Below are 24,595 nucleotides of genomic sequence, written 5' to 3'. Positions count from 1 at the left end.
GCAAGAGGGACGCTGCCCCTTACAACTCCATCTCCGCCAAAATCTCCCCCAAATCCGCGAAAATATCCGTGGGCAGCATGGCGGTCATGCTGCGGCGGCGGGCACAGCGGTCGGCGGCAGTGCCGTGCAGCCAGACGGCGCAGGCGGCCATTTGGGCGGGGGTGCGGTTCTGCTTCAGCCCGGCGGCCAGCAGCCCGGCGGTCAGCCCGGCCAGAATATCCCCGCTGCCGCCCCGGGCCAGCCCGGCGTTGCCGGTGGCGTTATGCAAAAGCTCCCCGCCCGGCGCGGCAATCAACGTGCCGCTGCCCTTTAGAACGGCGACGCAGTAATAGGTTTCTGCCAGCCGCAAAACGGCCTGCTCCCGGTCGGCTTGTACATCGGCCACGGTGCAGCCCAGCAGTCGCGCGGCCTCGCCGGGGTGGGGCGTCAGGATGGTATTTTCCGGCAAGGGGTCCCGCAGCCTGCCCGCCGCAAGCGAGTTCAGTGCGTCGGCGTCCAGCACCGCACCCGCCCACGGCGGATTCTTGCCCAGCAGGGCGCGGCAGACTTCCCCTGCCCCCTCCCCCAAGCCCGGCCCGGCCAGCAGAACGGCGTGTTTTTCGGCAAACCAGCTGCGCAGTGCGGCGGCGTCCTGGGGGTGGATGCCCCCACCCGCCGCCGTGCGGCAGCCGCAGGCACAGCATTCCGGCGTGCGGGTCAGCACCATCTGCACGACCGGTTCCACACTGGCCAGGTACACCAGTCCCGCGCCGCCGCGCAATGCGCCCTCGGCACACAGGGCCGCTGCGCCGCGGTAGGCAAGGCTCCCCGCTGCGGCCAGTACACTGCCGTAGCTGCCCTTGTTGCTGTCCGCCTGCCGCCGGGGCAGCCAGCTTTGCACCAGTTCCCGCGTGATTTCCTGCTGCATCTTGCATCCCTCCGAGAATGTATTATAATAAGTATATTATAAAGCATTTGCGGCGAAAACGAAAGGGGCAGTTTGCATGATCCGCGCATTGGAAGAAATTTTGGCAGAGACAAAAAACATGGTCTTTTTCGGTGGGGCGGGCGTCTCGACCGAGAGCGGCATCCCGGATTTCCGCTCGGTGGACGGGCTGTACCATCAAAAGTTCAAATACCCGCCGGAGACGATGCTCTCTCACAGCTTTTACGAACGACACACCGATGAATTTTACGACTTCTACCGCCAAAAGCTCATCGTACACGGCGCAAAGCCCAACGCGGCCCACCTGCGGTTGGCGGCGCTGGAGCGCGAGGGCAAATGCAAGGCCGTTGTGACCCAGAACATTGACGGCCTGCACCAGGCGGCGGGCAGTAAGGTCGTGTATGAGCTGCACGGCTCTACCTTGCGCAACTACTGCACGCGCTGCGGCAAATTTTTCCCGGTCAGCTTTATTGAGGATGCGGCCGGCGTCGGCGACGGAGTACCCCGCTGCGACGAGTGCGGCGGCATCGTGAAGCCCGACGTTGTGCTCTACGAGGAAGGCCTGGACGAGCAGACGATGGAAAACGCTGTGAACGCCATTCGCAAGGCCGACACCCTTATTGTCGGCGGCACAAGTCTGGCGGTCTACCCGGCAGCGGGGCTGCTGCGGTATTTCCGGGGTGACAACCTTGTCGTCATCAACAAACAGCCCACCTCGGCGGACGCCATGGCCAATCTGCTTGTCCACGAGCCAATCGGCCGCACGCTGGACCCCAATGACAATGTGGAGGCGTAATTTTTACACAAAAATCTATGGTTTTTTCAAAAAAGGCATTGCAAAGCGCCGGGGATTTTTGTTATGATAGATTCGTAGCGTTTTTATAGGGAACAGTACATAGAGGGGGACGGTTTTATGGCAAACGCACTGACGGATTTTACCAAAAAACGTGAATTTTTGGTCTGTATGGACTCCGACGGCTGCGTGATGGACACAGTGCGCATCAAGCATTCGACCGTCATGTGCCCCGAGCTCATCCGCGTGTTTGCGCTGGATGATTACGCGGAGTTTATCACGGCAGCCTGGGACGAGATCAACCTGCACACCATCACCCGGGGCATCTCCCGGTTTGAGAGCGTGCGGCTGGTGTTTGACCGGCTGAAAAACCGCGGCATCGAGATTCCCGGCAGCGAGGATATTGCCGCCTGGGTCGATACTGCCAACGAGCTTTCTACGGCCAGCCTGCAGCGGGAGCTGCAAAAGACAGGCAGCCTGGCCCTGCGCAAATTGCAGGAGTGGAACAATGCCTGCAACCGCCGCATCCAGGCCTTGGAGCCGACGTTTGAGCCGTTCCCCGGTGTAGAAGAAAGCCTGCGCCAGTTGCACGCGGTCGCCGATGTGGCCGTTGTCAGCGCCGCGAACGAGAGCGCCATTGCCAGTGAGTGGAAGCGCTACGGCCTGGCCCGCCACGCGGATGTCATCTTCGGCCAGGAAGTGGGCAGCAAGGCAAACTCCATCGCCACAATGCTGGCCTGCGGGTATGAGAGCCGCAAGGTCATGATGGTGGGTGACGCTATGGGCGACGCCCAGGCCGCCGCCGCCAACGGCGTGGCCTTTGTGCCGATTCTGCCGGGCCGCGAGGCCGACAGCTGGCGGCGCTTGCAGGAGGAAGCCCTGCCGAAGCTGCTGCACGGCACCTTCAGCCCGGAATATCAGGCTGAACTGCTGGCCGCGTTGCGCAGCGCCCTGCACGGGTAAGCTAAAATACGCCAAAATTCGCGCCGTCACTCTTGTGACGGCGCTTTATTTATGGTATACTAACTATAATTATCTGCATAAATAAACAGCGCGTGTCATGCTGATGTACCGTAGGGGCGGGGCGCTGCGGAAATTCAAAATTCATCTGGGAAAAGGAGCCTCATGTATGGACTTATTACAGCAGGCCCGGGCAGAAATTGATATGGTCGATGCGGAGATGGCCGCCCTGTTTGAGCGGCGGATGTGCGCGGTGGCCGATGTGGCACGCTATAAGGCCGAGACCGGCAAGCCGGTCTTTGACGCCGCGCGGGAGGCTGCTGTGCTGGACAAAAACACGGCCCGCATCGCCGATGAGACGCTGCGCCCCTACTACCGCGCGTTTTTAAACGATGCCATGGCGGTTTCCCGTGCGTATCAGCGGGCACAGCTGGGCCGGGACACCGCCGCCTATCAGGGTGTGCCCGGCGCGTGGAGCCATATCACGCTGCGGCGGCTCTTCCCCTTTGCGCGGGAATCCGCCTTTGCCACCTGGGGCGAGGTCTTTGACGCTGTGCAGAAGGGCGACACGCAATTCGGCGTTCTGCCGTTTGAAAATTCCAGCGCGGGTGATGTTTCCACCGTGCTGGACCTGCTGTACACCCACCCCGAAATCATCGTTTCCAGAATGTGCGATATGCACATCCGGCAAGACCTGGTAGCTGTGCCCGGCGCGACGATGGAGACGATCAAGACCGTTGTCAGCCACCCGCAGGCCCTGGCCCAAAGCAGCGTTTTTGTGCAGCAGCACGGCTTTAAAACGGCCACCTGGGGCAACACGGCCGATGCCGCCCGCCATGTGGCTGAGCTGGGCGACCCCACCGTTGCGGCCATTGCCAGCGCCGAGACGGCGGAACTGTACGGGCTGCAAATTCTCTCCCCCGGCATCAACGCCGAAGGCGACAACACGACGCGGTTCATCGTCATTGAACGCGCCGACACCGCCCCCACCATGACCGGCGAGGGCCAGCGGCTGGCGCTGCTGTTCACAGCACGCCACAAGCCCGGCCAGCTGGCCGCCGCGCTGGATCAGATCGGCGCACGGGGCTTTAACATGGAGTGCATCAAGAGCCGCCCCCTGCCCCATGTTCCGTTTGAATATTATTTCTATGTGCAGCTGGTCTGCCCGGCAGGCAGTACCGGCGCAGAGTGCCAGGCCCTGCTGGACACCCTGACCCCTGTTTGCAGCACCCTGCGGCTGCTGGGTGCGTTCACCCTGGACGGTACGGAGAAATAAGCCATGAAGAAAAAGGATGTGCGAAGCATGAAACTGACGATGCAGCTTAAAAGCCGCAGCTACGATATTATTTTGAAGGCCGGCTGCCTTGCCAACCTCCACCAGTTTACCAATGTGCAGGGCCGCAAGGTCTTTGTGCTGACGGATTCCGGCGTGCCGGCCGACTACGCCAAAATCGTGGCCGGCCAGTGCCAGGATGCCACCGTCTACACCATCCCCCAGGGCGAGGGCAGCAAATGCCTGAAAGTCTACGGCCAGGTCTTGCAGGCCATGCTGGAATTTGGCATGGATCGAAAAGATTTGCTGGTCGCCGTGGGCGGCGGCGTTGTGGGTGATCTGGGCGGCTTCTGTGCTGCCAGCTATATGCGCGGCATTGATTTCGTCAACTGCCCCACGACGGTTCTGTCCCAGGTGGACTCCTCCATCGGCGGCAAAACGGCCATCGACCTGGGCGAAACGAAAAACATCGTCGGCGCGTTCTGGCAGCCGAAGGTCGTGCTCGTCGATTTTGACACACTGAAGACCCTGCCCCGCCGCCAGATCGTCAACGGCCTGGCCGAGGCGCTGAAAACCGGCATCATCGGCGACCCGCAGCTGTTCGCCCTGTTTGAGTGCGAGCACCCCGAGGAAAATATTGAACAGATCGTCTACCGCAGTCTGAAGTTCAAAAAGAAGATCGTCGAACAGGACGAGCGCGAGGGCAGCGTCCGCGCCTGCCTGAACTTTGGCCATACCATCGGCCACGGCATCGAGGCCGTGCGCGGTGTGCGCGGCCGCCGCACGACCGGGCTGTACCACGGCGAGTGCGTCGCGCTGGGCATGCTGCCGATGATTGAGGACAATGCTCTGCTCAAGCGTACCCGGGCAATCTACCGCACGCTGGGCCTGCCCACCCGCACCGGGGCCAACAAGGAAAAAGTCCTGGCCTACATGCAGCACGACAAAAAGGCCCGGGGGGATTCCATCACCATCATCAAGTGCCCCGGCCTTGGCTGCTGGCGCGCCGATAAGCTGCCGATGACCGAGCTGCCGACTTTCTTGGGCATAGATTGAGTGTGCAGGGGCGGATGCTTGCATCGCCCCCTGCGGAGATATACAAGAGATAAACTTATGAAAAACACCTTTGGAAATACCGTCAGTATGACGATTTTTGGTGAGAGCCATGGGCCTGCGGTGGGGGCGGTGCTGGATGGCCTGGCTGCGGGGCTGCCTGTGGATGAGGCCGCCATTGCTGCAGCCATGGATCGCCGCCGCGCCCGGGGGGATGGGCTTTCCACTGCCCGCACCGAGGCCGACGCCGTGGAATTTCTCTCCGGCGTTTACAACGGCCACACGACCGGCACAGCCATCACCCTGATGGTCCGCAACCTGAACACCCGCAGCAGTGATTACGCCAAGACTGCTGACCTGCTGCGCCCCGGCCACGCCGACTACACGGCCTACGCTAAGTATGAAGGCTTTCAGGACGCACGGGGCGGCGGGCATTTCTCCGGTCGCATCACGGCGGCCAGCGTCGCGGCGGGCGCGATCTGCGAGACCGTGCTGAACAGCTTGGGCGTAAAAGTCTACACCCACATTGCCGAGTGCGCGGGCGTGCAGGACGCGCCCCTTTCCAGCGCGGCGGGACTGGTGATGCCCGACCCGCAGCCCGGGCATTTTGCCCTGCTGGATGCCTCAAAAGAGGAGGCCATGCAGACGGCTATCCGCGCTGCGGGCAGCGAGGGTGACAGTGTCGGCGGTATTCTGGAGACCATCGTCACCGGGCTGCCCGCCGGTATCGGCGAACCATGGTTTGACAGCGTCGAAAGCGAGCTGGCCCACCTGATGTTCGCCATTCCCGCCTGCAAGGGCATCGAGTTTGGTGCGGGCTTCGGCTTTGCCGCCCTGCGCGGCAGCCAGGCCAACGACCCCTTCACGATGCGCGGCGATATGGTTGCCACTGCCACCAACAAGAACGGCGGCATCAACGGCGGCATCACGAACGGTATGCCCATCGTGTTCCGCACGGTGCTCAAACCCACGCCCAGCATCTATAAACAACAGCATACCGTGGATTATATCGGCAAGACCGACGGAGAATTGCAGATCAAGGGCCGCCATGACCCCTGCATTGTGCCCCGTGCCGCCGTGGTGCAGAACACCCTGACGGCCTTCGGGCTGCTGGACCTTTTGACCGTGCGGTACGGCACCCTGGCCCAAAAGCACGGCCTGCCCCAAGAGTAAAAGGAAGTGAACACTATGCAGCAACCGCTGTACGGATTGATCGGCGGCAAGCTGGGCCACAGCTACTCCAAGATCATCCATGAGCAGATCGCGGATTACACCTACGACCTGCTCCCCCTGCCCACCGAGGCAGAAGCCCGCGCGTTTATGGAAAAACGCGCGTTTGCGGCCATCAATGTGACGATACCGTATAAGCAGCTCGTCATTCCCTACTGTGACGAGGTTGACCCTAAGGCAAAGGCCATCGGTGCGGTGAACACCATTGTGAACCGGGACGGCAAGCTGTACGGTTACAACACCGACTACGCGGGCTTTGCTTATCTGGCCAAGGCCCACGGCGTGGATTTTGCCGATAAAACCGTGTTGATTCTGGGTACAGGCGGTACGCATTCGACGGTCACAGCGGTCTGCCGCGACGGCGGCGCAAAAGAAATTTTGACCGCCAGCCGCACCGGTAAGGACGGTGCGCTGCTGTACAGTGAGGCCATGCACCGCCGTGATGTGCAAATCATCGTCAACACGACACCCTGCGGGATGTTCCCGAATGTCGGGCAGTGCCTGATCGACCCGAAAGCCTTCCCCGCATTGGAAGCCGTGTTGGATGTAGTGTACAATCCCTTCCGCACCGAGCTGCTGCTGCGGGCCGAGGACTGCGGTGTGACCGCGGCTGGCGGCTTTGAGATGCTGGTAGCCCAGGCCGTGTTTGCGGCGGAGCATTTCACCGGCAGGCAGCTGGATACGGCGGCCCTCATCCCCGCTGTCAGCCGCCGTCTGCGGCACGAGTTGGCGAATGTCTCCATCATCGGGATGCCGGGCTGCGGCAAATCCACGGTGGGCGCGGCGCTGGCCAAGCGGCTGGGCAAGCGATTCGTGGATCTGGACGCGGAAATTGAACACCGCACCGGGCATAATATTCCCGACATCTTTGCCCAGGAGGGCGAGGCTGCTTTCCGCCGCTATGAGGCGGAAGTGCTGGCCGAGGTTGCCAAGGACAACAGCCAAGTCATCGCCTGCGGCGGCGGGGTCATCAAAAATCCGGCCAACACCCGCGCCCTGCGCCAGAACGGACCGGTGCTGTGGGTGCGCCGCCCGCTGGAACGCCTGGCTACGGGCGGGCGTCCCCTCTCGAAAGGCGGGGCTGCCTTAAAGCAGCTGGAAGCCGAGCGCACACCGCTGTACGAGGCCGCCGCCACCGCCGTTTTGGAGAATAACAGCACCTTGACCGAAGCCGTGAATAAAGCAGTAGAACTGTTTGAAGCGGATGAGACGCTGTAAAAGCCTTCCCCCGAGGGGGAAGCCAAAGGTTTGTTTTATAGAGTAAAAAGTATATAAAAAAGAGGTTCCTCCATGATTATTTCCACCAAAAAAGGTACGCCCCAGGTTGAACTGGATCGCATCGTTGACAATTTCGAGAAGCAGGGCCTTTCCGTCACCTTGATCCGTGGCACGGATTACAACGTCTTTGGCCTTGTCGGTGATACGACGAAAATTGCTGAAAAAGACGTGCTGGCCAACCCCTGGGTCGAGAACGTGACCCGTGTGTCTGCCCCCTACAAGCGCGCCAACCGCCTGTTCCATCCCGAGGACACCGTCGTGGACGTCAACGGTGTCAAGATCGGTGGTAAGTCCCCCATCGCCGTGATGGCCGGCCCCTGCAGCGTCGAGGGTGAGGCCCACACCATCAAGATGGCAAAGGCTGTCAAGGCGGGCGGCGCAAACTTCCTGCGCGGCGGCGCGTACAAGCCCCGCACCAGTCCCTACTCCTTCCAGGGCCTGGGTACCGAGGGCATCCTCGACCTGGTCAAGGCCCGCGAGGAGACCGGTCTGCCCATCGTCAGTGAGCTGATGGACGAGATCCATATCCCCGAGTTCGAGGAGTATGTCGACGTCGTGCAGATCGGCGCGCGCAATATGCAGAACTTCCAGCTGCTCAAGGCCGTCGGCAAGATGCACAAGCCCATTCTGCTCAAGCGCGGCCTGGCAAACACGATCGAGGAGTGGATCATGTCCGCCGAGTACATCATGGCGGGCGGCAACGAGAACGTCATCCTCTGCGAGCGCGGCATCCGCACCTTTGAGCGCGCGACCCGCAACACGCTGGACCTGTCCGCCGTGCCGGTCATCAAGGAAAAGACCCACCTGCCCATCATCGTCGACCCCAGCCACGCCACCGGTGACTACAAGTACATCGAGAGCATGGCCCTGGCTGCAGTGGCCGCCGGTGCGGACGGCCTGGAAATTGAGGTCCATGACGACCCGCCCCACGCCTGGAGCGACGGCGCGCAGTGTCTGAAACCCGATAAGTTTGCCGATGTGATCGCCAAGTGCCGCAAGGTCGCCGCCGCCATCGGCCGGGAGATGTAAATTGGACGCGAAGATTCATGTCAGCCGCCTGAGCGGCACAGCCACGGTGCCGCCCAGCAAAAGTGCGGCCCACCGTGCAGTTTTGTGCGCCGCTTTGGCGGACGGCACAAGCCATATCACGAATATCGAGTACAGCAAGGACATCCGCGCCACATTGGGCGCAGCGGCCCAGCTGGGTGCCAAAATCACCGAGGAGCCCCACTCCCTGACCATCAAAGGCCACGGCACAGCGGGGGGCTTTGTGACGGTGACGCGCCCGGTGTTCTGCAACGAAAGCGGGTCGACGCTGCGGTTTATGATACCGCTGTTCAGCCTGACGGCCCAGAAAGTGCGCTTTACCGGTGCGGGGCGGCTGTTTGACCGCCCCCAGGCAGTGTATCAAATGCTGTTTGACCGCCAAGGCCTGCATTTTGAGCAGACGCCCGAGGGCATCACGATTTTTGGCCGCCTGCGCCCCGGCGGGTTCACCCTGCCCGGCGATGTGTCCAGCCAGTTCATCAGCGGTCTGCTGTTTGCCGCGCCGCTGATGGACTCTGAGAGCAGCATCGAGGTCCTGCCCCCCTACGAGAGCCATTCCTATGTGGATCTGACCATCGACGCGATGCAGCAGTTCGGCGTCAAGGTGTCGGCCCGCGCCCGCAAAAATGGCAGCATGATGTACCGCGTGGCCGCGCCGCAGCGGTACACGGCCAGCGATTTTGCAGTCGAGGGCGATTACAGCCAGGCGGCATTCCTGGCTGTGCTGGGCTGCGTCATCGGCGGCATCACCATCACCGGCTTAAACCCCGACAGCCAGCAGGGCGATAAGGTCATTTTGGACATTTTAAAGCGCTGCGGCGGCAAATTTAAGGAAGTCGAGGGCGGCTACCACTTTGACCGCAGCCTGCTCAAAGCCACCAAGATCGACCTGGCCGACTGCCCGGACCTGGGGCCGATCCTGTTCACGCTGGGCTGCTTTTGCAGTGGCGAAACAGTCATCACCAACGCGGGCCGTCTGCGCCTGAAAGAGTCCGACCGAATCGAAGCTATGCGGGATGAACTGCAAAAGATGGGCGCACGCATTGAGGTGGACGGCGACACCGTGCATATTCAGGGCGTGGCGCTCCACGCGCCGAACGCGCCGCTGTCTGGCCATAACGACCACCGCATTGTCATGGCACTGGCCGTGGCAGCCATTGCCAGCGGCCTGCCTGCCCTGCTCTGCGGGGCCGAGGCTGTGGACAAGAGCTGGCCCGCGTTCTGGAACGTGCTGCGCGGCTTGGGTGCCAAGGTGGAGCTTTCCACAGACAAAACGAACGAATTTGACATAAAGGCGTGATTTTGTATGCTGGACAAAAGCAAGAATTATCTGATTGTCGGCTTGGGGCTGCTGGGCGGAAAATACGCCCAGGTGTTGAGCCAGAAGGGTTACAGCGTGACCGGCATTACCCACAGCCAGGCGACGCTGGACTATGCCTTGCAGCATGACTATATCCGCGCAGGCAAAAACGCGGATTTTGAGGATTTGATCCGGGCGGCCGACTGCATCGTGTTCGGCCTCTATCCCACCGTTTTGCTGGAATGGGTCGCGCAGTACGGCCAATATATCCGCCCCGGCACAATGGTGACGGACGTCTCCGGCGTCAAGCGCGGCGTGGTTGAGCCTGTGCAGGCTGCTTTGCCTGACGGGGTAGAGTTCATCGCCAGCCACCCGATGGCAGGCCGCGAGACGAGCGGCATTGCCCACAGCGCCGAGGTCAACTTTGCCCCGGCCAACTTCATCATCACGCCGACGGAGAAAAACACCCAGGCGGGCATCGACTGGTGCCGCGACCTGGCTGAGGCGTTGGGCTTCAAGCGAATCAGCGTACTGACCCCTGCCGAGCACGACCACATGATCGGCTATGTCAGCCAGCTGTGCCACGCGATCGCCGTCAGCCTGATGTGTGCGGCGGATAACTCCGAGCTTGCGAATTACACCGGCGATTCCTTCCGGGATTTGACAAGAATTGCACGTATCAACGACAAAATGTGGGCGGAGCTGTTTTTGCGGAACAAGGACAACCTGATTTCGGAGATCGATATGTTTGACAGCGCCTTGCAGGATATGAAGGAAAAGCTCGTCAACGACGACCGGGAAGGCCTGGAAGAGATGTTCCGCCTGTCCACTAAGCGCCGCGAAGCGTTTGATAAGAAATAAGCGTTGACGAAACGAAAGATTTGTGGGATAACATAAATAGAAAAGGCACTGCGACAAGCGGTTGGCTTTTAGTAACAGGAACCAGATAACTCTAAGAACCGTCACTTGGCCGAGTGGCGGTTCTTGTTTTTTACAACAGAAAACGACAAAAAGCAAGTACATCGGACAAAATCCGGCGTACTTGCTTTTCTTTTGGTATGTTTATACGTTGATTTTTCTGCCAACGCGCAGCACCGGCACCCCAATCGCTACCCCCCTACAACTGGGGATAAAATCACATATGCAGTCTCTTGACCAGTTCGTTTTTCAAGTCGCGGCCGCGGAAGATGACCAGCCCCAAAAATGTGATGATGCTCAAAATCAGGCAGATGACCCAGGGGATGCTGTGGGCGTCCAGCTTACCGTCGTAATCAATGCGGAAGAACAGTAAAATATACGGCAGAACGCCGATACCAATGTTCATGAGCAGGTACACCAGTGCGTTGGCGGTGAAATTGCTGCGCAGGAACGCAAAAATAAAGTTGCAGGCCAGCGCCACACAGCACAAAATCGGCACGACCAGATCAAGGCTGTACCCGGTGTAGCCGTTGAACCAGTCGGTAAAGACCAACAGCGCCGAGACGAGCAGCAGCAGGTTGAAAATCTGGCGCGGGCCGTTGAATCGGCGGCGCAGCACGGCGCGAAGTACCCGCAGGAGGGCGACGGCCCAGACGGCCATCAGCACACTGAAATGGCGGTGGGGTGTTTCTTCCAGCAGCAGAAAGTCGAACGCGCCGCCCACGACGACAAGCGCCGACAGCACGAACGCCACGATTTTGTACAGCAGCGACGCGCGGTGGATGCGCGGCGCGGTGGCCGGAAAGTATGGCTCCCCCGCCGAGCCGGGCAGGCGGTTCTGGCACAGCGGGCAGTATCGGGCATCCCCACCGACCTGGATATGACAGTGCGGACAGGTATTCATTTCTCCACCTCCGTGGCATAGAGCGTGACATCCAGCCCGGCCTTGGTCAGCTCACGGTAGAACCGCTGCAAAATGGCTGTGCTGCGCAGCGCCGACGCCGTACCCAGCACAAGGTCGTCGCCGTAGGAGCAGACGACCGTGAACAGCGTTTTGCAGCTGGAAAACGCTGCAAAGCTGTGGATGTAGGGTTTCAGTTCCTCGGGCACCGTCACCCGGCCCATGTTGGAGACGACCGCCGTGACATAGCGGTCCTCCAAGCGGGTGAACAACTTGACTGTGGCGTTTTTCACGACCAGCGGCACCGGGCGGATGCCGGGCATATGTTCGAGCTTTTCGTACTCGTCCATCTGGGCGCGAATGTTCTCGGGTTTTAAGACCTCTTTCAGCTTGGCATCAAACACCCGGGCGACGGTTTCCAGCGTGTCAGCATCGGTCAGCGTGTGGGTGACATAGACCGAGTTGAAGAAGTTGCGGGCCGTCTCGCTGGGATAGTAGTTGCGCAGGTTGACCGGCAGACTGATACAGATAGGCTTTTTACGTTCCAGTGCGGGCATATCGTGGTAGATCGCCAGCATGAATGACGCGCCGAGGTAGCTTGTCATCGAGACGCCCAGCGCGTGGCAGCGTTCCAGCACCTGTTTGGCGCTCAGATGCCCTTCAAAAAATTGCAGCTGGTCGTAGGGCAGGCGCAGTCCGCGCGGGCGGTAGGCCTTGACTTTTTTGGCCGCATTATCGCGCTTTGTGCCGCCGTAAAAGTTGCGGAAGCTGTCCTGCACCAAGTCGGCCGCCGAGGCGCTGTTGGGCGAAGGTACGTCGTTCAGCTGGCCGGGGTGGCGCAGGGCCAGATAGTTGCGCACGATGGATTTTAAGTAGAGCAGCCCGCCGTTGCCGTCGGTAATGGCGTGGAACATTTCCAGGTTGATGCGTGCGCCGAAATAGGTCACGCGGTAGATGAGTTTATTGCGGCGCTCCGGCGTGTACAGCGGCGCACAGGGGGCCTTATTCTCAGGCTGGGCCGTGGGGACAAGGTCGGTGGACTCAAAATAATGCCAGAACAAACCGCGGTGCAGTGTCACCTGGAACTGCGGCCATTCCTGCGCGGTGGCGCGCAGGGCGGTGTTCAGCGTGTCGGGATCGATGTCCTCCTGCAGTGTGCAGGAGACGCGGAACACCCGCGGGTCGCGCTGGGACGCCGTAGCAAGGAACACCTTGGCGACGTTATCAACTTTGTACCATGAATCGGACATGTTTTTCCTTTCTCTGCTAAAGGATTAAGGGGAGGCTCCCGGGAGGTGTTGTATTATGTTTCCTCAAATAATCTTCTGCACAAATCGCCCCGCGCTCTCCATCGCGACGGCGGCGCGGCGGATGGGCATTTGCTGGAAAACGTGCCAGCACTCGGGGTAAACTTCCAGCTGGGCGTAGACACCGGCTTTCTGTAAATTTTCGACCAACTGTTCACTGTCGGACTTCAAAATTTCGTTTGTGCCCACCTGCACAAGCACGGGCGGCAGGCCGCGCAGGTCGGCAAACAGCGGGCTGTAACACGGGCGGGACCAATCGGCATCGGGGCCGGTGTAGGCTTCGCGCACGGCGGCGATGTACTCCATCGTCAGCATCGGGTCCAGCGTTTTGCAGGTGCGGTAGCTCTTGCCGCTGGCCGTCATGTCGGTCCAGGGGCTGAACAGCAAAAGCCCCCGCGGCTGGGCGCGGCCCTGCTCTTTCAGCTTTAACGCCAGCTCCAAAGCCAGGTTGCCCCCGGCAGAATCGCCCGCAATAATCACGTCCCGCGCACCGTAGCCCATGTACATCAGGTAATCCCACATGGCAACGGCGTCCTCAATAGCGGCGGGGAACGGATGCTCGGGCGCAAGGCGATACTCAAACGAGAGCACGTCAAACCCGGTGGCAAGCGCCAACTTGCTGGCCAGAATGCGGGCATAGCCCAGCTGGCCGCAGGTGTAGCCGCCGCCGTGGCAGTACAAAACCGCGTGGTGGCGGTCGTGGCCGTGCTCCAGGCTGACCCACTCGGCGGGGATACTGCCCACCGTCAGGCTGTCATTGCGGATGCCGATGCTTGGCGTGACCAGCCGCCCAAACAACTCCTGCGCGGCGCGCTGGTGCTCCAGATCCTCCGGCGTGGTCGAGGTATGGTCGCTGATGCTGTGTACGGCCTTGATGGCCCGCATCATAGGGCCGAGGTCGTCGGGGTTCTGCTCCTGCTGGGGCACCAGCGTCTTGATGACAGCCTCCAAACGCTGGCTGAGGTCGGTCTTTTTTCTGGGCATAGCGGCTCCTTACAGCTTGGCCAGCAGCCGCGTCCAAAGGGTGCGCAGCAGCGGCGGATGGGCGGCGGGCAGGCCGCACAGGCGGTGGATCGCGTCTGGCGGCGGGAACGCCCCGCGCTTCGTGTACTTTTTATAAATCAGTTTCAGCTGGCGGTCCTTGGCTGCCCCGGGCAGATGCAGGATGCATACCGGGTCAAGCTGATAATTCGTCGATACATAGTAAAAACGACCGCCCAGCCAGTAGCGGAAAATATAGGCGTTGGCGGCCCGTACCGGCTGCCCTGCCCGCAGACTGCGGTAGGCCGCGCCGCACCAGACGGCCTCGTCACCCTCCTTGGGGGTGATGCCCCGGACCTGCAATTCGTCAAAATATTGCTGGCACAGCGCCATAAAATCAGCCAACCGGGCCTTGCTGCCCGCCACCAGTTCGCCGCCGAAATGCGTTAAGCTGTGGGGTGCACCGTCCGATTCTACCGCGTCATAGCAGCGGCTGATGGCAGCGGTCATCGTCTGGCTGGCGGCGTGGGGCACCTGATACAGCAGTACGGCCTCGTCACATTCCCGCCACAGGTCGTCCAGCGGGTGCTGGGTGAAGGTGTCCAGATCGACCATGCAGGCGCGGGCAAAATCCCTGTGGGCCAGCACCCACGCCATGGCGCAGAGCTTGTAGTAGGCCAGTGCCCAGTTTGTCTCAGCGGGGACGCGGTAGGCGGTAAAGGGGCAGTCCCAAATCTCCACGCCGCCGTTTTTCAGCTGTGCGGCGAACGGTTCCGGCACCGGGGCGTTCGTCAGCAGGGCTACCGTGCAGGCAGGGTTCTGCGCCTTGGCACTGCACAGCGCTACCACGGTGCAGCGGTCATAGACCGTGCGGCCTAGGTTGGCGGCGTCCCCCTCCCGGTAGCCATCCAGCGTGGCAAACGCACCGAAGATCAGATTTTCCATGGGCGGCCCCTCCGTTACACAAAAATACATCTTTATTATAGTCATTCCCGCCCTGATTGTCTATGGATATCCCCTGCAAAATGCGCGGGAATGTGCAGGAAATAACTTTTTTGCGCGCAAACCTTGCCGAATTTTGTTATACCCTATATAATAGTTACAAATGTAAATTTTTTTGAAGCAGGGTTATCTATGGCGTTTTCATCCGTACAATTTTTGTTTGTGTTCCTGCCGTTGGTGCTGGCGGTCTACTGGATTTGTCCCAAACGGCTGCGCAATATCGTGTTGGGCGCGTTCAGTCTGCTCTTTTTTGCCTGGGCGGGGCTGAAAGGTGCGGCCGTTTTGGTATTGCTGGCCTGTATCAACTGGCTGGGCGGGCTGTGGCTGGGGCGGCTGGCCCACAAAAAACCACTGCTGGCGGTGCTGGTGCTGCTGGACCTGGCCGTGCTGGGCGGCTTTAAGTATGCAGGCTTTGCGGCCGAAAGCATCAATACTGTTGTGCCCGGGCTGCTGCCGGTGCTCTCCCCTGCGCTGCCGCTGGGCATCAGTTTTTACGTGTTTACGGCCATCGGCTACTGCGTTGATGTTGCCGCGGGCCGCGCCGAGCCGGAAAAAAGCCCCTTTAAGTTCGCGGTGTTCCTGGCTTTCTTCGGCCATGGGCCGTCGGGGCCTATCGTGCGGTATAACCAGCAGGCCTCGCAGCTGGACCCCCGCAGCGAGGCCCGCAAAGTTGACCTTGACCGCTTCAGCTACGGCATCAAGCGGCTGATTCTGGGCCTTGCCAAGAAAGCCATCATCGCGGACCAGCTGGCACTCATCTACGCCAAGATAGCGTCGGTCCCGGCGGCCACACTGCCCGCGCCGATTCTGATTTTGGGCTACACGGCCTACATGATGCAGCTCTATTTCGATTTTTCCGGGTACAGCGATATGGCCATCGGTATCGGTGAATTTTTCGGTATCACTCTGCCGGAAAACTTCGACTACCCCTATCTCGCCTGCTCCATCGGCGAATACTGGCGGCGGTGGCATATGTCGCTGTCCGGCTGGTTCCGCGACTATGTGTACATCCCGCTGGGCGGCAGCCGTTGCCGTCTGCGCCGCACCTGCCTGAACCTGCTCATTGTGTTTACCCTCACCGGCCTGTGGCACGGCGCGGCGTGGCAGTATGTGGTGTTCGGCCTGCTGCACGGCCTGATTTTATGTGCCGAGCGCCTTGGCCTGCGCCGGGCGCTGGAACGGCTGCCCCGGTTCTTCGGCCACCTGTATACCGTCATGGTGCTGTGGCTGACGCTGGTCATCTTCGGTGCGCCGGGCCTGAAAGAAGGCCTGGCTGCGCTGTGGGGCATCTTTACCTGGCAGAGCGGGGCCAAGGGCTACACGCTGGCCGCCTTTGCGGATGCCAAGCTGCTGCTGATTCTGGCGGTGTCCTTCCTGCTGTGCGGGCCGCTGCAGGCGCTGCGCCCCAAGCTGAAAGAAGCCCTTTACGCCCGCAAAGCGCCGCCCCTGGCCGGGGCGGCGGGGCTGCTGGTGCTGCTGTTCTTTGGCCTGATGCGGGTCACGGCGGGCACGTACAGCGCGTTCATCTATTTCCAATTTTAAAGGAGGGTGCAGACCATGCGTAAAGCGGGCAAAATTGCCTTTGCGGGCGCGTTCTGCGCCGTCATCGGGCTGGCGTTCCCGGTGTTCAATGTGTTCTCCAAACAGCTGTCGATGGACAGCCACGAAAACCGCCTGATGACCGGCCTGCCCCAGGTGCTGAACAGCCCGCTGCGGGAGCTGCCGCAGAATCTCGATAACTTTCTGGTGGACAATTCTCCCTTCCGCTACCAGTTTGTGCTGGTCAACGCCGGGCTGGACTATGCGCTGTTCGGCACAAGCCAGAGCGATCAGGTGTTGCCCGGCAAGAAAGGGTGGCTGTTCTACAAGGACGGGCCTAACGCTGCCCAGCCGATGGCAAATTATCAGGGCCTGACCGAGCTGAATGACAGTGCCGAGGTGCTGGCCGAGGCCAGCGCGGGGCTGCAGATCTTAAATGACCGGCTGGCGGCCAACGGCTGTACGCTGGTGTTGGACCTGACGCCTAGCAAGGACCGCATCTATCGCGAGTACATGCCCGACGGCTACCCCATCGTGAACGAGCAGAACCGCACCGACCTGATGGCGGCTTACCTGCAAAGCCACACGACGGTGCCGGTGGTGTGGCGGTACGATGTGCTGCGCAGCCAGGCACGGCAGAACTCCGAACGGCTGCTCTACTACAAGACCGACACGCACTGGAACTCCATCGGTGCGCTGATTGGGCTGGACGGTATTTTTGAGGCGCTGGACATGCCGACCCGCTCCCCTGACGCCTACCTGGTGGAGGCCGACGGCACGACGACCGGCGACATGGCGAATGTGGCGGCGCTTTACGCCAGCCTGCCCGCCGAGGAGACTTACACTGTACCCGGCTACGCCCAGCTGTTTGAAAAAGACGGCCGCGCGGTGCGGGTCATCGGGGATTCCTTCAGTGAGTATTATATGCCCTATTTGCAGGCGCGGTTCACCAACAGCTGGCGCGAGCACATCGACACGTTTACGATGGATGTGGTCGATCACCCGGGGTGCGATATCCTGATTTTGGAGTTCAACGAGCGCAGCCTGGATAAACTGCTGGCGATTCTGGAAGCATTTTAAATAGGAACGGCCTGCCTGCGGAAACTACGCAGACAGGCCGTTTTTTGCGATGTAAGCGAAAATGTACAAGATAGTTGCTGGTGTCACGGGATATTGGCTGGTATACTGGGGGCAGAAAAATCCACGAAGGAGGAAATAGAGATGGCATTTGCAGCATGGTGGGGGATTTTGAATCTTGTGCTGACGGTAGCGCTGCTGGCGGCGGTCATGTACCTGTTTGTGCTGATCGTGCGGGCGCTGAAAAAGTACATCGGCAGTAAAGAAGTCCGGGCGGAAAAGCGGGCCGCCAAACGCACCTTGGGTGAGACGCTGAAAGCCCATCGAATCCAATGCCACATGACGCAGGAGTTTGTGGCCGAGAGTTTAGGCGTCAGCCGCCAGACGGTCTCCAAGTGGGAGAACGGCAGCGCAGACCCCAGCACAACAAATTTGCTGGCTGTGGCAAAGTTATACGACGTGCCAGCAGAGGAGCTTCTGCGGGAAGTAGAAAGGTAGGGGGCGGCGTCCTCGACGCCCCCTACGACTAAAGGATAAAGTTGTACTAAAGGCAAGATGCGGCGGCCAGGGGGCTGGCCGCCCTACAATTCTATATCTTTTACCGCAGCCCCAGATCCGCCAGGATATCCGTCCGTGCGTCCAGCGCCAGCGTCGCAATTCGGCGTATCCGCTCGGGTGTCATATAGGGCGCTAACCCGCTGATGGAAAACGCACTTTCCGCGCGGCCGTCGGCGCCGGGGATGGCCACCGCCACGCATCGCACACCGACTTCGTTCTCCTCGTCGTCGATGGCGTAGCCGTTGGCGTGCACTTCCACAAGCTGGCTGCGCAGCTCCTCCAAATCGGTGATGGTCCGGTCGGTCAGCTTCTGCACGTTGCTGTGGGTCCAGATATCCTCCAGCTCATCCCCTGGCAGCGTGGCTAAAATAGCCTTGCCCACGCCAGTGCAGTACAGCGGGCTGCGCAGGCCCACGCGGCTGGACATCCGCATGGGACCGCTCTCGGTCTTATAAATGTAGACGATGTCCCGCCCATCGCGGATGACCAGGTGCACGGCCTCGCCGGTGCGCTGGGAGAGACGCTCCAAATGCGCCTTTGCCACGCCCATAATATCCATGCTGTCCACAATGCCGCTGGACAGCTCAAACATTTTTAAGGTCAGCCGGTAGTGGCCATTCTCGTCGTTCTGCGCCACATAGCCCAGCCCCACCAGGCTTGCCAGCAGGCGGTGCACGGTGCTTTTGGCAAGGCCGGTCTCCCCTGCCAGCTTTTGCAGGCTGACCCCCGTGGGGTGCGCCGCCAGCTGCTCGATCAGCTGAAAGATGCGCTCCACACTCTGCACGCCGGTCTTTTCTGCCATGATAAGGGCCTCCTGACGAAATTTAACAAAAATTTCATAAATTTAATTTGCGGGACGGAACGCATAATCGTTCCGTATTATGGAACGATTATAACAGAGTTGGCCGATTTTTTCAAGCTCTTTTCCGAATTGCGGAATCCTTGGCGGATACAACAAAAATCGTGCGCTTTCTTTCACATTTCTGCCCGATTGACGCCCACCGACCCAGTGGATATAATAAAAGTAACCAAGTGCGTGACCCCGCCGCAGTGTGTGAACTGGGTGGCCCGCACAGAATCAGTGAAGGAGAATTGCTATGAATTCTGTTTTGCAGCGTGTTTACGAGATCGGCATTATCCCGGTCATTGCTTTCAACAGCGCGGACGAGGCCCTGCCCCTGTGCAAGGCCCTGATGGACGGCGGCCTGCCCGCCGCCGAGGTCACCTTCCGCACCGCTTGTGCTGAGGAGTGCATCAAGAAGATCCACGAGGAACTGCCCGATATGCTGCTGGGCGCCGGCACTGTCCTGACCATTGATCAGGCTGACCGCGCTATGGCCGCCGGCGCTTCCTTCATCGTTGCCCCCGGCTTTGACCCCGAGGTCTGCCAGCATGTCATCAACAAGGGCGGCATCATGATGCCCGGCACCGCCACCGCCGGCGAGATGCAGCAGGCCATGAACATGGGCTGCGAGTGCGTTAAGTTCTTCCCCGCAGAGGCCAACGGCGGCGTGGACAAGCTGAAGAACATCGGCGCTGCCCTCAAGACCTGCAAGTGGATGTGCACCGGAGGTGTCAACGCCAAGAATGTCAACAACTATCTGGGCTACAACCAGATCATCGCTGTCGGCGGCACCTGGATGTGCAAGAGCGACAAGATCAAGGCCGGTGCCTGGGACGAGATCGCCGCAATGAGCCGCGAGGCTGTTGACGTCATGCTGGGCCTCGAGCTGGGCCACATCGGCATCAACTGCGAGAACGAGGCCGAGGCCGCCAAGACCGCCGAGACCATCGCCAGCCTGCTGAGCATGGCTGTCAAGCCGGGCAACAGCAGCATCTTCGTGGGCAAGAAGGAATTCGAGATCATGAAGAAGCCGGGCCGTGGCACCAATGGCCACATCGCGATCCTGACCAACAACGTTGACCGTGCTATCTATCACCTCGGCCAGCGCGGCGTCAAGTTCGACATGGACAGCAAGAACGTCAAGGACGGCAAGACCGTTGCCATCTACTTCGCTGACGAGATCGCAGGCTTTGCCTTCCACCTGGTCCAGCGCTGATCGCTGCCTCCATCGTAAATTCGTAGGGGGTGGCGTCCTCGACGCCCCACTCCCCTATCTTTAAAAAATATTGAATTAAAAGGAGTTCACCATGAAAGTCGTTACTTTTGGCGAATTGATGATCCGTCTGCAGCCGTTCAACTATGAGCGCTTTGTCCAGGCCAACAACCTGGAGTTCACCTTCGGCGGCGGCGAGGCCAACGTTGCTGTTTCTCTGGCCAACTACGGCATTGACGCTGCTTTCGTTACCAAGCTGCCTGCCCATGCCATTGGTCAGGCCGCTGTGAACAGCCTGCGCCGCTACGGCGTTGACACCAGCAAGATCACCCGCGGCGGCGATCGCGTTGGTATCTACTTCAACGAGAAGGGCGCTTCTCAGCGTGGTTCCGTCTGCATTTACGATCGCGCCAACTCCGCCATTCAGCTGGCTTCTACCGCCGACTTCGACTGGGATGCCATCTTCGAGGGCGTGGACTGGTTCCACTTCACCGGCATCACCCCGGCCCTGGGCGAGAATGTTGTTGAGATCTGCCGCGAGGCCTGCAAGGCTGCTAAGGCTCATGGCGTCAAGATCAGCTGCGACCTGAACTACCGCGGCAAGCTGTGGACCCGTGAGCAGGCCCGCGCTGCCATGACCGACCTGTGCCAGTACGTTGACGTCTGCATCTCCAACGAGGAGGATGCGAAGGACGTCTTTGGCATCGAGGCTGAGGCTACCGACATTTACGCCGGTGAGATCAACCGCGAGGGCTACAAGAGCGTTGCCAAGCAGCTGGCTGACAAGTTCGGCTTCGAGAAGGTCGCCATCACCCTGCGTGAGAGCCATTCCGCTTCCGACAACGGCTGGAGCGCCATGCTGTACGATGTCGCTTCCAACGAGTACTGCTTCTCCAAGAAGTACGAGCTGCGCATCATCGACCGCGTTGGCGGCGGTGACTCCTTCGGCGGCGGTCTGATCTATGCCCTGCTGAACGGCAAGAGCACCCAGGATGCTGTTGAGTTCGCTGTTGCTGCTTCTGCCCTGAAGCACTCCATCGAGGGTGACTACAACATGGTCACTGTCTCCGAGGTCGAGAAGCTGGCCGGTGGCGACGGTTCCGGCCGTATCCAGCGCTAAGTTTAGACTTTTCCCACTAAATCTGTTTGCATCATAGCAAAAGCCCCGCAGGCGAGAGCCTGCGGGGCTTTTGCCGTTCCCGCCTCCCCGGCGGGACATTTTTTGCTCTGATTGTCAACCATGAAGCCGGGAAGGCGTTGACATTTCGGCCCCCGCCGCGGTATACTGGCTTACAGTCGGGCCTGAAAGGGGGGCGGCAGTATGGTCAAACAGGAAGTTCTCGCAGCGCTTGACGGCGCACGGGGACAGTATATCTCCGGTCAGGAGCTGGCCGCTCGGCTGGGCGTGAGCCGCACCGCCATCTGGAAGGCTGTGGCCGCCCTGCGCAGCGACGGCATTCCTATCGAGGCCGTGACGAACCGCGGCTACACCCTGTCGAAAAATGTCGATGTACTGAACACTGCCGCCGTAGCGGCCCTGCTGCACGAAGCACCCCTGCAGGCGCTGCAAATCGAGGTCGTTGACCGCTTACCCGGCACCAACAGCGTGCTGCGTGCCCGTGCCGACAACGGTGCACCCGAGGGACTGGTGCTTATCGCCCAGGCGCAGAGCGCGGGGCGCGGACGCGGCGGGCATAGCTTTTATTCGCCGCCCGGGGGGCTGTATTTAAGCGTACTGCTGCGGCCCGAGATCGGTGCCCGGCAGGCCGTGGGCCTGACCGCCATGGCGGCGGTGGCAGCGGCCCGCGCAGCGGAAAAGCTATGCGGCACGCCCATCCGGATCAAATGGGTCAACGACCTGTGGAAGAACGGCAAAAAGGTCTGCGGCATCCTGACTGAGGCCGCGCTGGACCTGGAATCCGGGATGCTGGACTACGCCGTGTTGGGGCTGGGCTTCAACGTCATTGCCCCGGCCGAGGGCTGGCCCGACGACCTGCGGGACGTGGCGGGGGCAATCTATGACGGAACCCCGGCCCCGGGGGCGCGGGCCATGCTGGCGGCGGCATTCTTGAACGAGTTCTGGCCGCTCTACCGCGCCGGGCCGCGCAGCGGCTGCCTGGACGAGTACCGCAGCCGCCAGGCCCTTGTAGGGCGGCAGGTGCTCGTCACGCCGCGCCAGGGCGAGCCGCGTCAGGCCGCAGCGCTGGGCATCAATGACGAATGGAAACTGATCGTGCGCTTTACCGGCGAAAGCCGCCCCACCGCCCTGAACAGCGGCGAGGTCAGCGTGCGTCTGTTATAAATGTAAGAGGGGTATTTTATCATGACAAAAACTTCCAACAATGTCCGCCGCATGGTGCTATGTGCCATGTTCACCGCGCTGGTCGCCGTGTGCAGCCAGATTGCCGTGCCGATGCCGTGGGGGGTGCCCATCAACCTGGCGCTGTTCGCCGTTTATATGGCGGGCACGATGCTTGGCCCCGTGTGGGGCACGGCCAGTCAGGTCGTGTTCATTGCGCTGGCAGCCATCGGTGTGCCGGTGCTGGCCAACTTCCAGGGCGGCCCGTCTGCCATCTTCGGCAAGACCGGCGGCTATGCCATCGGCTACATTCTGACAGCGCTCATCACGGCCCTGCTGTCCAAGGTGCTGGGCCGCAAGTTCTGGGCGCTCTGCGTCGCCATGGTCGTGGGCTGCGCTGCCTGCTACGTGCTGGGCACGATCTGGTTCATGATCCTAACGGGGGCTGATTTAGTCAGCGCCCTGGGCTGGTGCGTCCTGCCCTATCTGCCCGGCGACGCCGTGAAAATCGCCCTCGCCGCCGCTTTGACCATCCAGCTGGATAAGCGGCTGAAAGGCTCGCTGGTCTGAGTTTGTAGGGGGGGCGGCGTCCTCGACGCCCCGCGGGTCGATGCAAGCATCGACCCCTACAGTACCCCAAGGGCTTCCCCCACGGGGAAAGCTGTCACCGAAGGTGACTGATGAGGGCAGAGCTGATCAGGCTGACCCGTTTACGGGCAACCGTAGCAAGCCTGCCCCTCATCCGGCCCTGCGGGGCCACCTTCCCCCCTCGGGGGAAGGCAAAGCAACAAGGCAAACAAAATCTCCCGTCCTGCTGGTCAGGGCGGCTTTTTTATGCTATAATAACCCTATACGACGAAATGTAAAGGAGCCTGCCCATGAAATGGCTTGCCGTTGACTATGGCGATTCCCGCACCGGGCTTGCCGGGTGCGACGCCGGGGAGACGATCACCTCCCCTATCACGCCGCAAATCGAAGAAAAAAGCATGAACAAGGTCGCTGCCGCGGTGACTGAGGTGCTGACCGCCCGCGGGGCCGAGGGCCTTGTCTGCGGTCTGCCCAAAAACATGGACGGCACCGAGGGCAGCCGCGCCAACAAGAGCCGCCGCTTTGCCCAGCGCCTTGCCAACACCGCCGGTGTGCCGGTTGTGATGTGGGATGAGCGCCGCACCACCGTGTCCGCCGCCGCCATCCTGGCCGATAACGATACCTTCGGCGCCAAGCGTAAGGAACGGCTGGATTCCGTGTCCGCCGCCGTCATTTTGGAGAGCTTTCTGAACTGGCGCGCCCACCACCCCGGCGAGGAACCGCCCGAGCTGGTGCGCCCCGAGCAATAAAAGGAGAACGATTATGCCGAATGCAGCTGAACCCCGCTTCCCCACCCATGTGGCTATCATTGTGGACGGCAACCGCCGCTGGGCCAAACAGCGCCTGATGCCGGTCAGCATGGGCCACAAGGCTGGTTTTGACCGCCTGCGCGAGATCACCCGCTACGCCGTCGGCGACCGCGGTGTCTATGTGCTGTCCCTCTATGTTTTCTCCACGGAGAATTTCAGCCGCGACGCAAAGGAAGTCGGTTACCTGATGGACCTGTTTGCCAACAACTTCCGCACCATTGCCGACGAAATGAACGAGCGCGGCTGTAAGGTGCTGTTCAGTGGCCGCCGCGAGGGGCTGCAGCAGCGCGTGCTGGATGCCATGGACTACATGATGAACCTGACGAAAGACAATGACAAGGGTATCGTCAACTTCTGCCTGAACTACGGCAGCCATGCCGAGCTGACCGACGCCACCCGCGCCATTGCCGCCGAGGTCAAGGCCGGTACGCTGGAACCCGAGGCCATCGACGAGAAGGTCATCGAGAAGCACCTCTACCGCGACCTGCCCCCAGTCGATCTGATGATCCGCACCAGTGGTGAGGAGCGGCTGTCCAACTTCCTGCTGTGGCAGTGCGCCTACGCGGAGTTCTACTTCACCCAGACGCTCTTCCCCGATTTCACGAAGAAATGCTTCGACGAAGCTTTGGCCGAGTATGCCCGCCGCGACCGCCGCATGGGCGGGAATACGAAGAAATAATTTCCGCAAAAACCACAACCC

General features: G+C 60.8%; 24 protein-coding genes. 18 read left to right on the top strand and 6 right to left on the bottom strand.

Going from position 1 to position 24,595, the window contains the following annotated elements; all coding sequences use genetic code 11:
• Window positions 1-19 precede the first annotated feature (19 nt).
• Window positions 20-907, bottom strand: coding sequence for an NAD(P)H-hydrate dehydratase (locus tag GPK89_RS08360; RefSeq protein WP_215692426.1), 888 nt, complete (start codon window positions 905-907; stop codon window positions 20-22).
• A 76-nt stretch (window positions 908-983) separates the two neighbouring features.
• Here GPK89_RS08360 and GPK89_RS08355 point away from each other — a divergent pair, with 76 nt between their 5' ends.
• From GPK89_RS08355 to GPK89_RS08315, 9 genes are all read left to right on the top strand, one after another.
• On the top strand, window positions 984-1,721 hold the full coding sequence (locus GPK89_RS08355; RefSeq protein ID WP_215692425.1) for an NAD-dependent protein deacylase: 738 nt from the start codon (window positions 984-986) through the stop codon (window positions 1,719-1,721).
• Window positions 1,722-1,838: 117 nt separating this feature from the next.
• Window positions 1,839-2,681, top strand: coding sequence for an HAD hydrolase-like protein (locus GPK89_RS08350; RefSeq protein WP_215692424.1), 843 nt, complete (start codon window positions 1,839-1,841; stop codon window positions 2,679-2,681).
• Between the two features lie 166 nt (window positions 2,682-2,847).
• Window positions 2,848-3,954, top strand: coding sequence for a bifunctional chorismate mutase/prephenate dehydratase (locus GPK89_RS08345; RefSeq protein WP_215692423.1), 1,107 nt, complete (start codon window positions 2,848-2,850; stop codon window positions 3,952-3,954).
• 3 nt (window positions 3,955-3,957) lie between these two features.
• A complete protein-coding gene (gene aroB / locus GPK89_RS08340; protein ID WP_252261573.1) occupies window positions 3,958-5,007 on the top strand; it encodes a 3-dehydroquinate synthase in 1,050 nt (349 codons plus the stop codon).
• Window positions 5,008-5,064: 57 nt separating this feature from the next.
• Window positions 5,065-6,177 (top strand): chorismate synthase, encoded by a 1,113-nt coding sequence (gene aroC / locus GPK89_RS08335; RefSeq protein ID WP_215692422.1) that lies wholly within the window; start codon window positions 5,065-5,067, stop codon window positions 6,175-6,177.
• A gap of 15 nt (window positions 6,178-6,192) precedes the next feature.
• Window positions 6,193-7,452, top strand: a complete 1,260-nt coding sequence (locus GPK89_RS08330; RefSeq protein WP_215692421.1) for a shikimate kinase — start codon at window positions 6,193-6,195, stop codon at window positions 7,450-7,452.
• A 72-nt stretch (window positions 7,453-7,524) separates the two neighbouring features.
• Window positions 7,525-8,541 (top strand): 3-deoxy-7-phosphoheptulonate synthase, encoded by a 1,017-nt coding sequence (gene aroF, locus GPK89_RS08325; RefSeq protein ID WP_215692420.1) that lies wholly within the window; start codon window positions 7,525-7,527, stop codon window positions 8,539-8,541.
• 1 nt (window position 8,542) lies between these two features.
• Window positions 8,543-9,859: a 3-phosphoshikimate 1-carboxyvinyltransferase gene (gene aroA / locus GPK89_RS08320; protein WP_215692419.1), complete on the top strand. Its 1,317-nt coding sequence runs from the start codon at window positions 8,543-8,545 to the stop codon at window positions 9,857-9,859.
• A 6-nt stretch (window positions 9,860-9,865) separates the two neighbouring features.
• On the top strand, window positions 9,866-10,720 hold the full coding sequence (locus tag GPK89_RS08315; RefSeq protein ID WP_215692418.1) for a prephenate dehydrogenase: 855 nt from the start codon (window positions 9,866-9,868) through the stop codon (window positions 10,718-10,720).
• Between the two features lie 274 nt (window positions 10,721-10,994).
• Here the strand turns inward: GPK89_RS08315 and GPK89_RS08310 are convergent, their stop codons facing one another.
• The 4 genes from GPK89_RS08310 to GPK89_RS08295 form a co-directional block, all read right to left on the bottom strand.
• Window positions 10,995-11,681 (bottom strand): DUF6320 domain-containing protein, encoded by a 687-nt coding sequence (locus GPK89_RS08310; protein ID WP_215692417.1) that lies wholly within the window; start codon window positions 11,679-11,681, stop codon window positions 10,995-10,997.
• Window positions 11,678-12,928: a hypothetical protein gene (locus GPK89_RS08305; protein WP_215692416.1), complete on the bottom strand. Its 1,251-nt coding sequence runs from the start codon at window positions 12,926-12,928 to the stop codon at window positions 11,678-11,680. Before GPK89_RS08305 ends, GPK89_RS08310 begins: the two co-directional genes overlap by 4 nt.
• Before the next feature lie 63 nt (window positions 12,929-12,991).
• Window positions 12,992-13,969, bottom strand: coding sequence for an alpha/beta hydrolase (locus tag GPK89_RS08300; protein ID WP_215692415.1), 978 nt, complete (start codon window positions 13,967-13,969; stop codon window positions 12,992-12,994).
• A 9-nt stretch (window positions 13,970-13,978) separates the two neighbouring features.
• Window positions 13,979-14,911 (bottom strand): hypothetical protein, encoded by a 933-nt coding sequence (locus GPK89_RS08295; protein WP_215692414.1) that lies wholly within the window; start codon window positions 14,909-14,911, stop codon window positions 13,979-13,981.
• 189 nt (window positions 14,912-15,100) lie between these two features.
• On the opposite strand from GPK89_RS08295, the gene GPK89_RS08290 reads away from it, so the two are divergent.
• The 3 genes from GPK89_RS08290 to GPK89_RS08280 all read left to right on the top strand — a co-directional run bounded on the left by GPK89_RS08290 (window position 15,101) and on the right by GPK89_RS08280 (window position 18,082).
• A complete protein-coding gene (locus GPK89_RS08290; protein WP_215692413.1) occupies window positions 15,101-16,510 on the top strand; it encodes an MBOAT family O-acyltransferase in 1,410 nt (469 codons plus the stop codon).
• 15 nt (window positions 16,511-16,525) lie between these two features.
• Window positions 16,526-17,587, top strand: a complete 1,062-nt coding sequence (locus tag GPK89_RS08285; protein ID WP_215692412.1) for an alginate O-acetyltransferase AlgX-related protein — start codon at window positions 16,526-16,528, stop codon at window positions 17,585-17,587.
• A gap of 141 nt (window positions 17,588-17,728) precedes the next feature.
• On the top strand, window positions 17,729-18,082 hold the full coding sequence (locus tag GPK89_RS08280; protein WP_215692411.1) for a helix-turn-helix transcriptional regulator: 354 nt from the start codon (window positions 17,729-17,731) through the stop codon (window positions 18,080-18,082).
• A gap of 100 nt (window positions 18,083-18,182) precedes the next feature.
• Here the strand turns inward: GPK89_RS08280 and GPK89_RS08275 are convergent, their stop codons facing one another.
• Window positions 18,183-18,944: an IclR family transcriptional regulator gene (locus tag GPK89_RS08275; protein ID WP_215692410.1), complete on the bottom strand. Its 762-nt coding sequence runs from the start codon at window positions 18,942-18,944 to the stop codon at window positions 18,183-18,185.
• A 295-nt stretch (window positions 18,945-19,239) separates the two neighbouring features.
• Between GPK89_RS08275 and eda the strand changes: the two genes are divergently transcribed.
• The 6 genes from eda to uppS all read left to right on the top strand — a co-directional run bounded on the left by eda (window position 19,240) and on the right by uppS (window position 24,574).
• A complete protein-coding gene (eda, locus tag GPK89_RS08270) occupies window positions 19,240-20,202 on the top strand; it encodes a bifunctional 4-hydroxy-2-oxoglutarate aldolase/2-dehydro-3-deoxy-phosphogluconate aldolase (protein ID WP_215692409.1) in 963 nt (320 codons plus the stop codon).
• 91 nt (window positions 20,203-20,293) lie between these two features.
• Window positions 20,294-21,319, top strand: a complete 1,026-nt coding sequence (locus tag GPK89_RS08265) for a sugar kinase (protein ID WP_215692408.1) — start codon at window positions 20,294-20,296, stop codon at window positions 21,317-21,319.
• Window positions 21,320-21,520: 201 nt separating this feature from the next.
• Window positions 21,521-22,501 (top strand): biotin--[acetyl-CoA-carboxylase] ligase, encoded by a 981-nt coding sequence (locus GPK89_RS08260; protein WP_215692407.1) that lies wholly within the window; start codon window positions 21,521-21,523, stop codon window positions 22,499-22,501.
• Between the two features lie 21 nt (window positions 22,502-22,522).
• Complete coding sequence (locus tag GPK89_RS08255) at window positions 22,523-23,068, top strand: biotin transporter BioY (RefSeq protein WP_252261571.1); 546 nt, start codon at window positions 22,523-22,525, stop codon at window positions 23,066-23,068.
• A 308-nt stretch (window positions 23,069-23,376) separates the two neighbouring features.
• Window positions 23,377-23,835, top strand: coding sequence for a Holliday junction resolvase RuvX (gene ruvX, locus GPK89_RS08250; protein ID WP_215692406.1), 459 nt, complete (start codon window positions 23,377-23,379; stop codon window positions 23,833-23,835).
• 13 nt (window positions 23,836-23,848) lie between these two features.
• Window positions 23,849-24,574: a polyprenyl diphosphate synthase gene (gene uppS / locus GPK89_RS08245; RefSeq protein ID WP_215692405.1), complete on the top strand. Its 726-nt coding sequence runs from the start codon at window positions 23,849-23,851 to the stop codon at window positions 24,572-24,574.
• The last annotated feature ends 21 nt before the right edge of the window (window positions 24,575-24,595 follow it).

Source organism: Gemmiger formicilis (assembly GCF_018784445.1).
In the GTDB taxonomy this organism is placed as follows: Bacteria; Bacillota; Clostridia; order Oscillospirales; family Ruminococcaceae; genus Gemmiger.
Note: the sequence above shows the minus strand (reverse complement) of the source record. Positions and strands in the feature narration are given on the sequence as shown.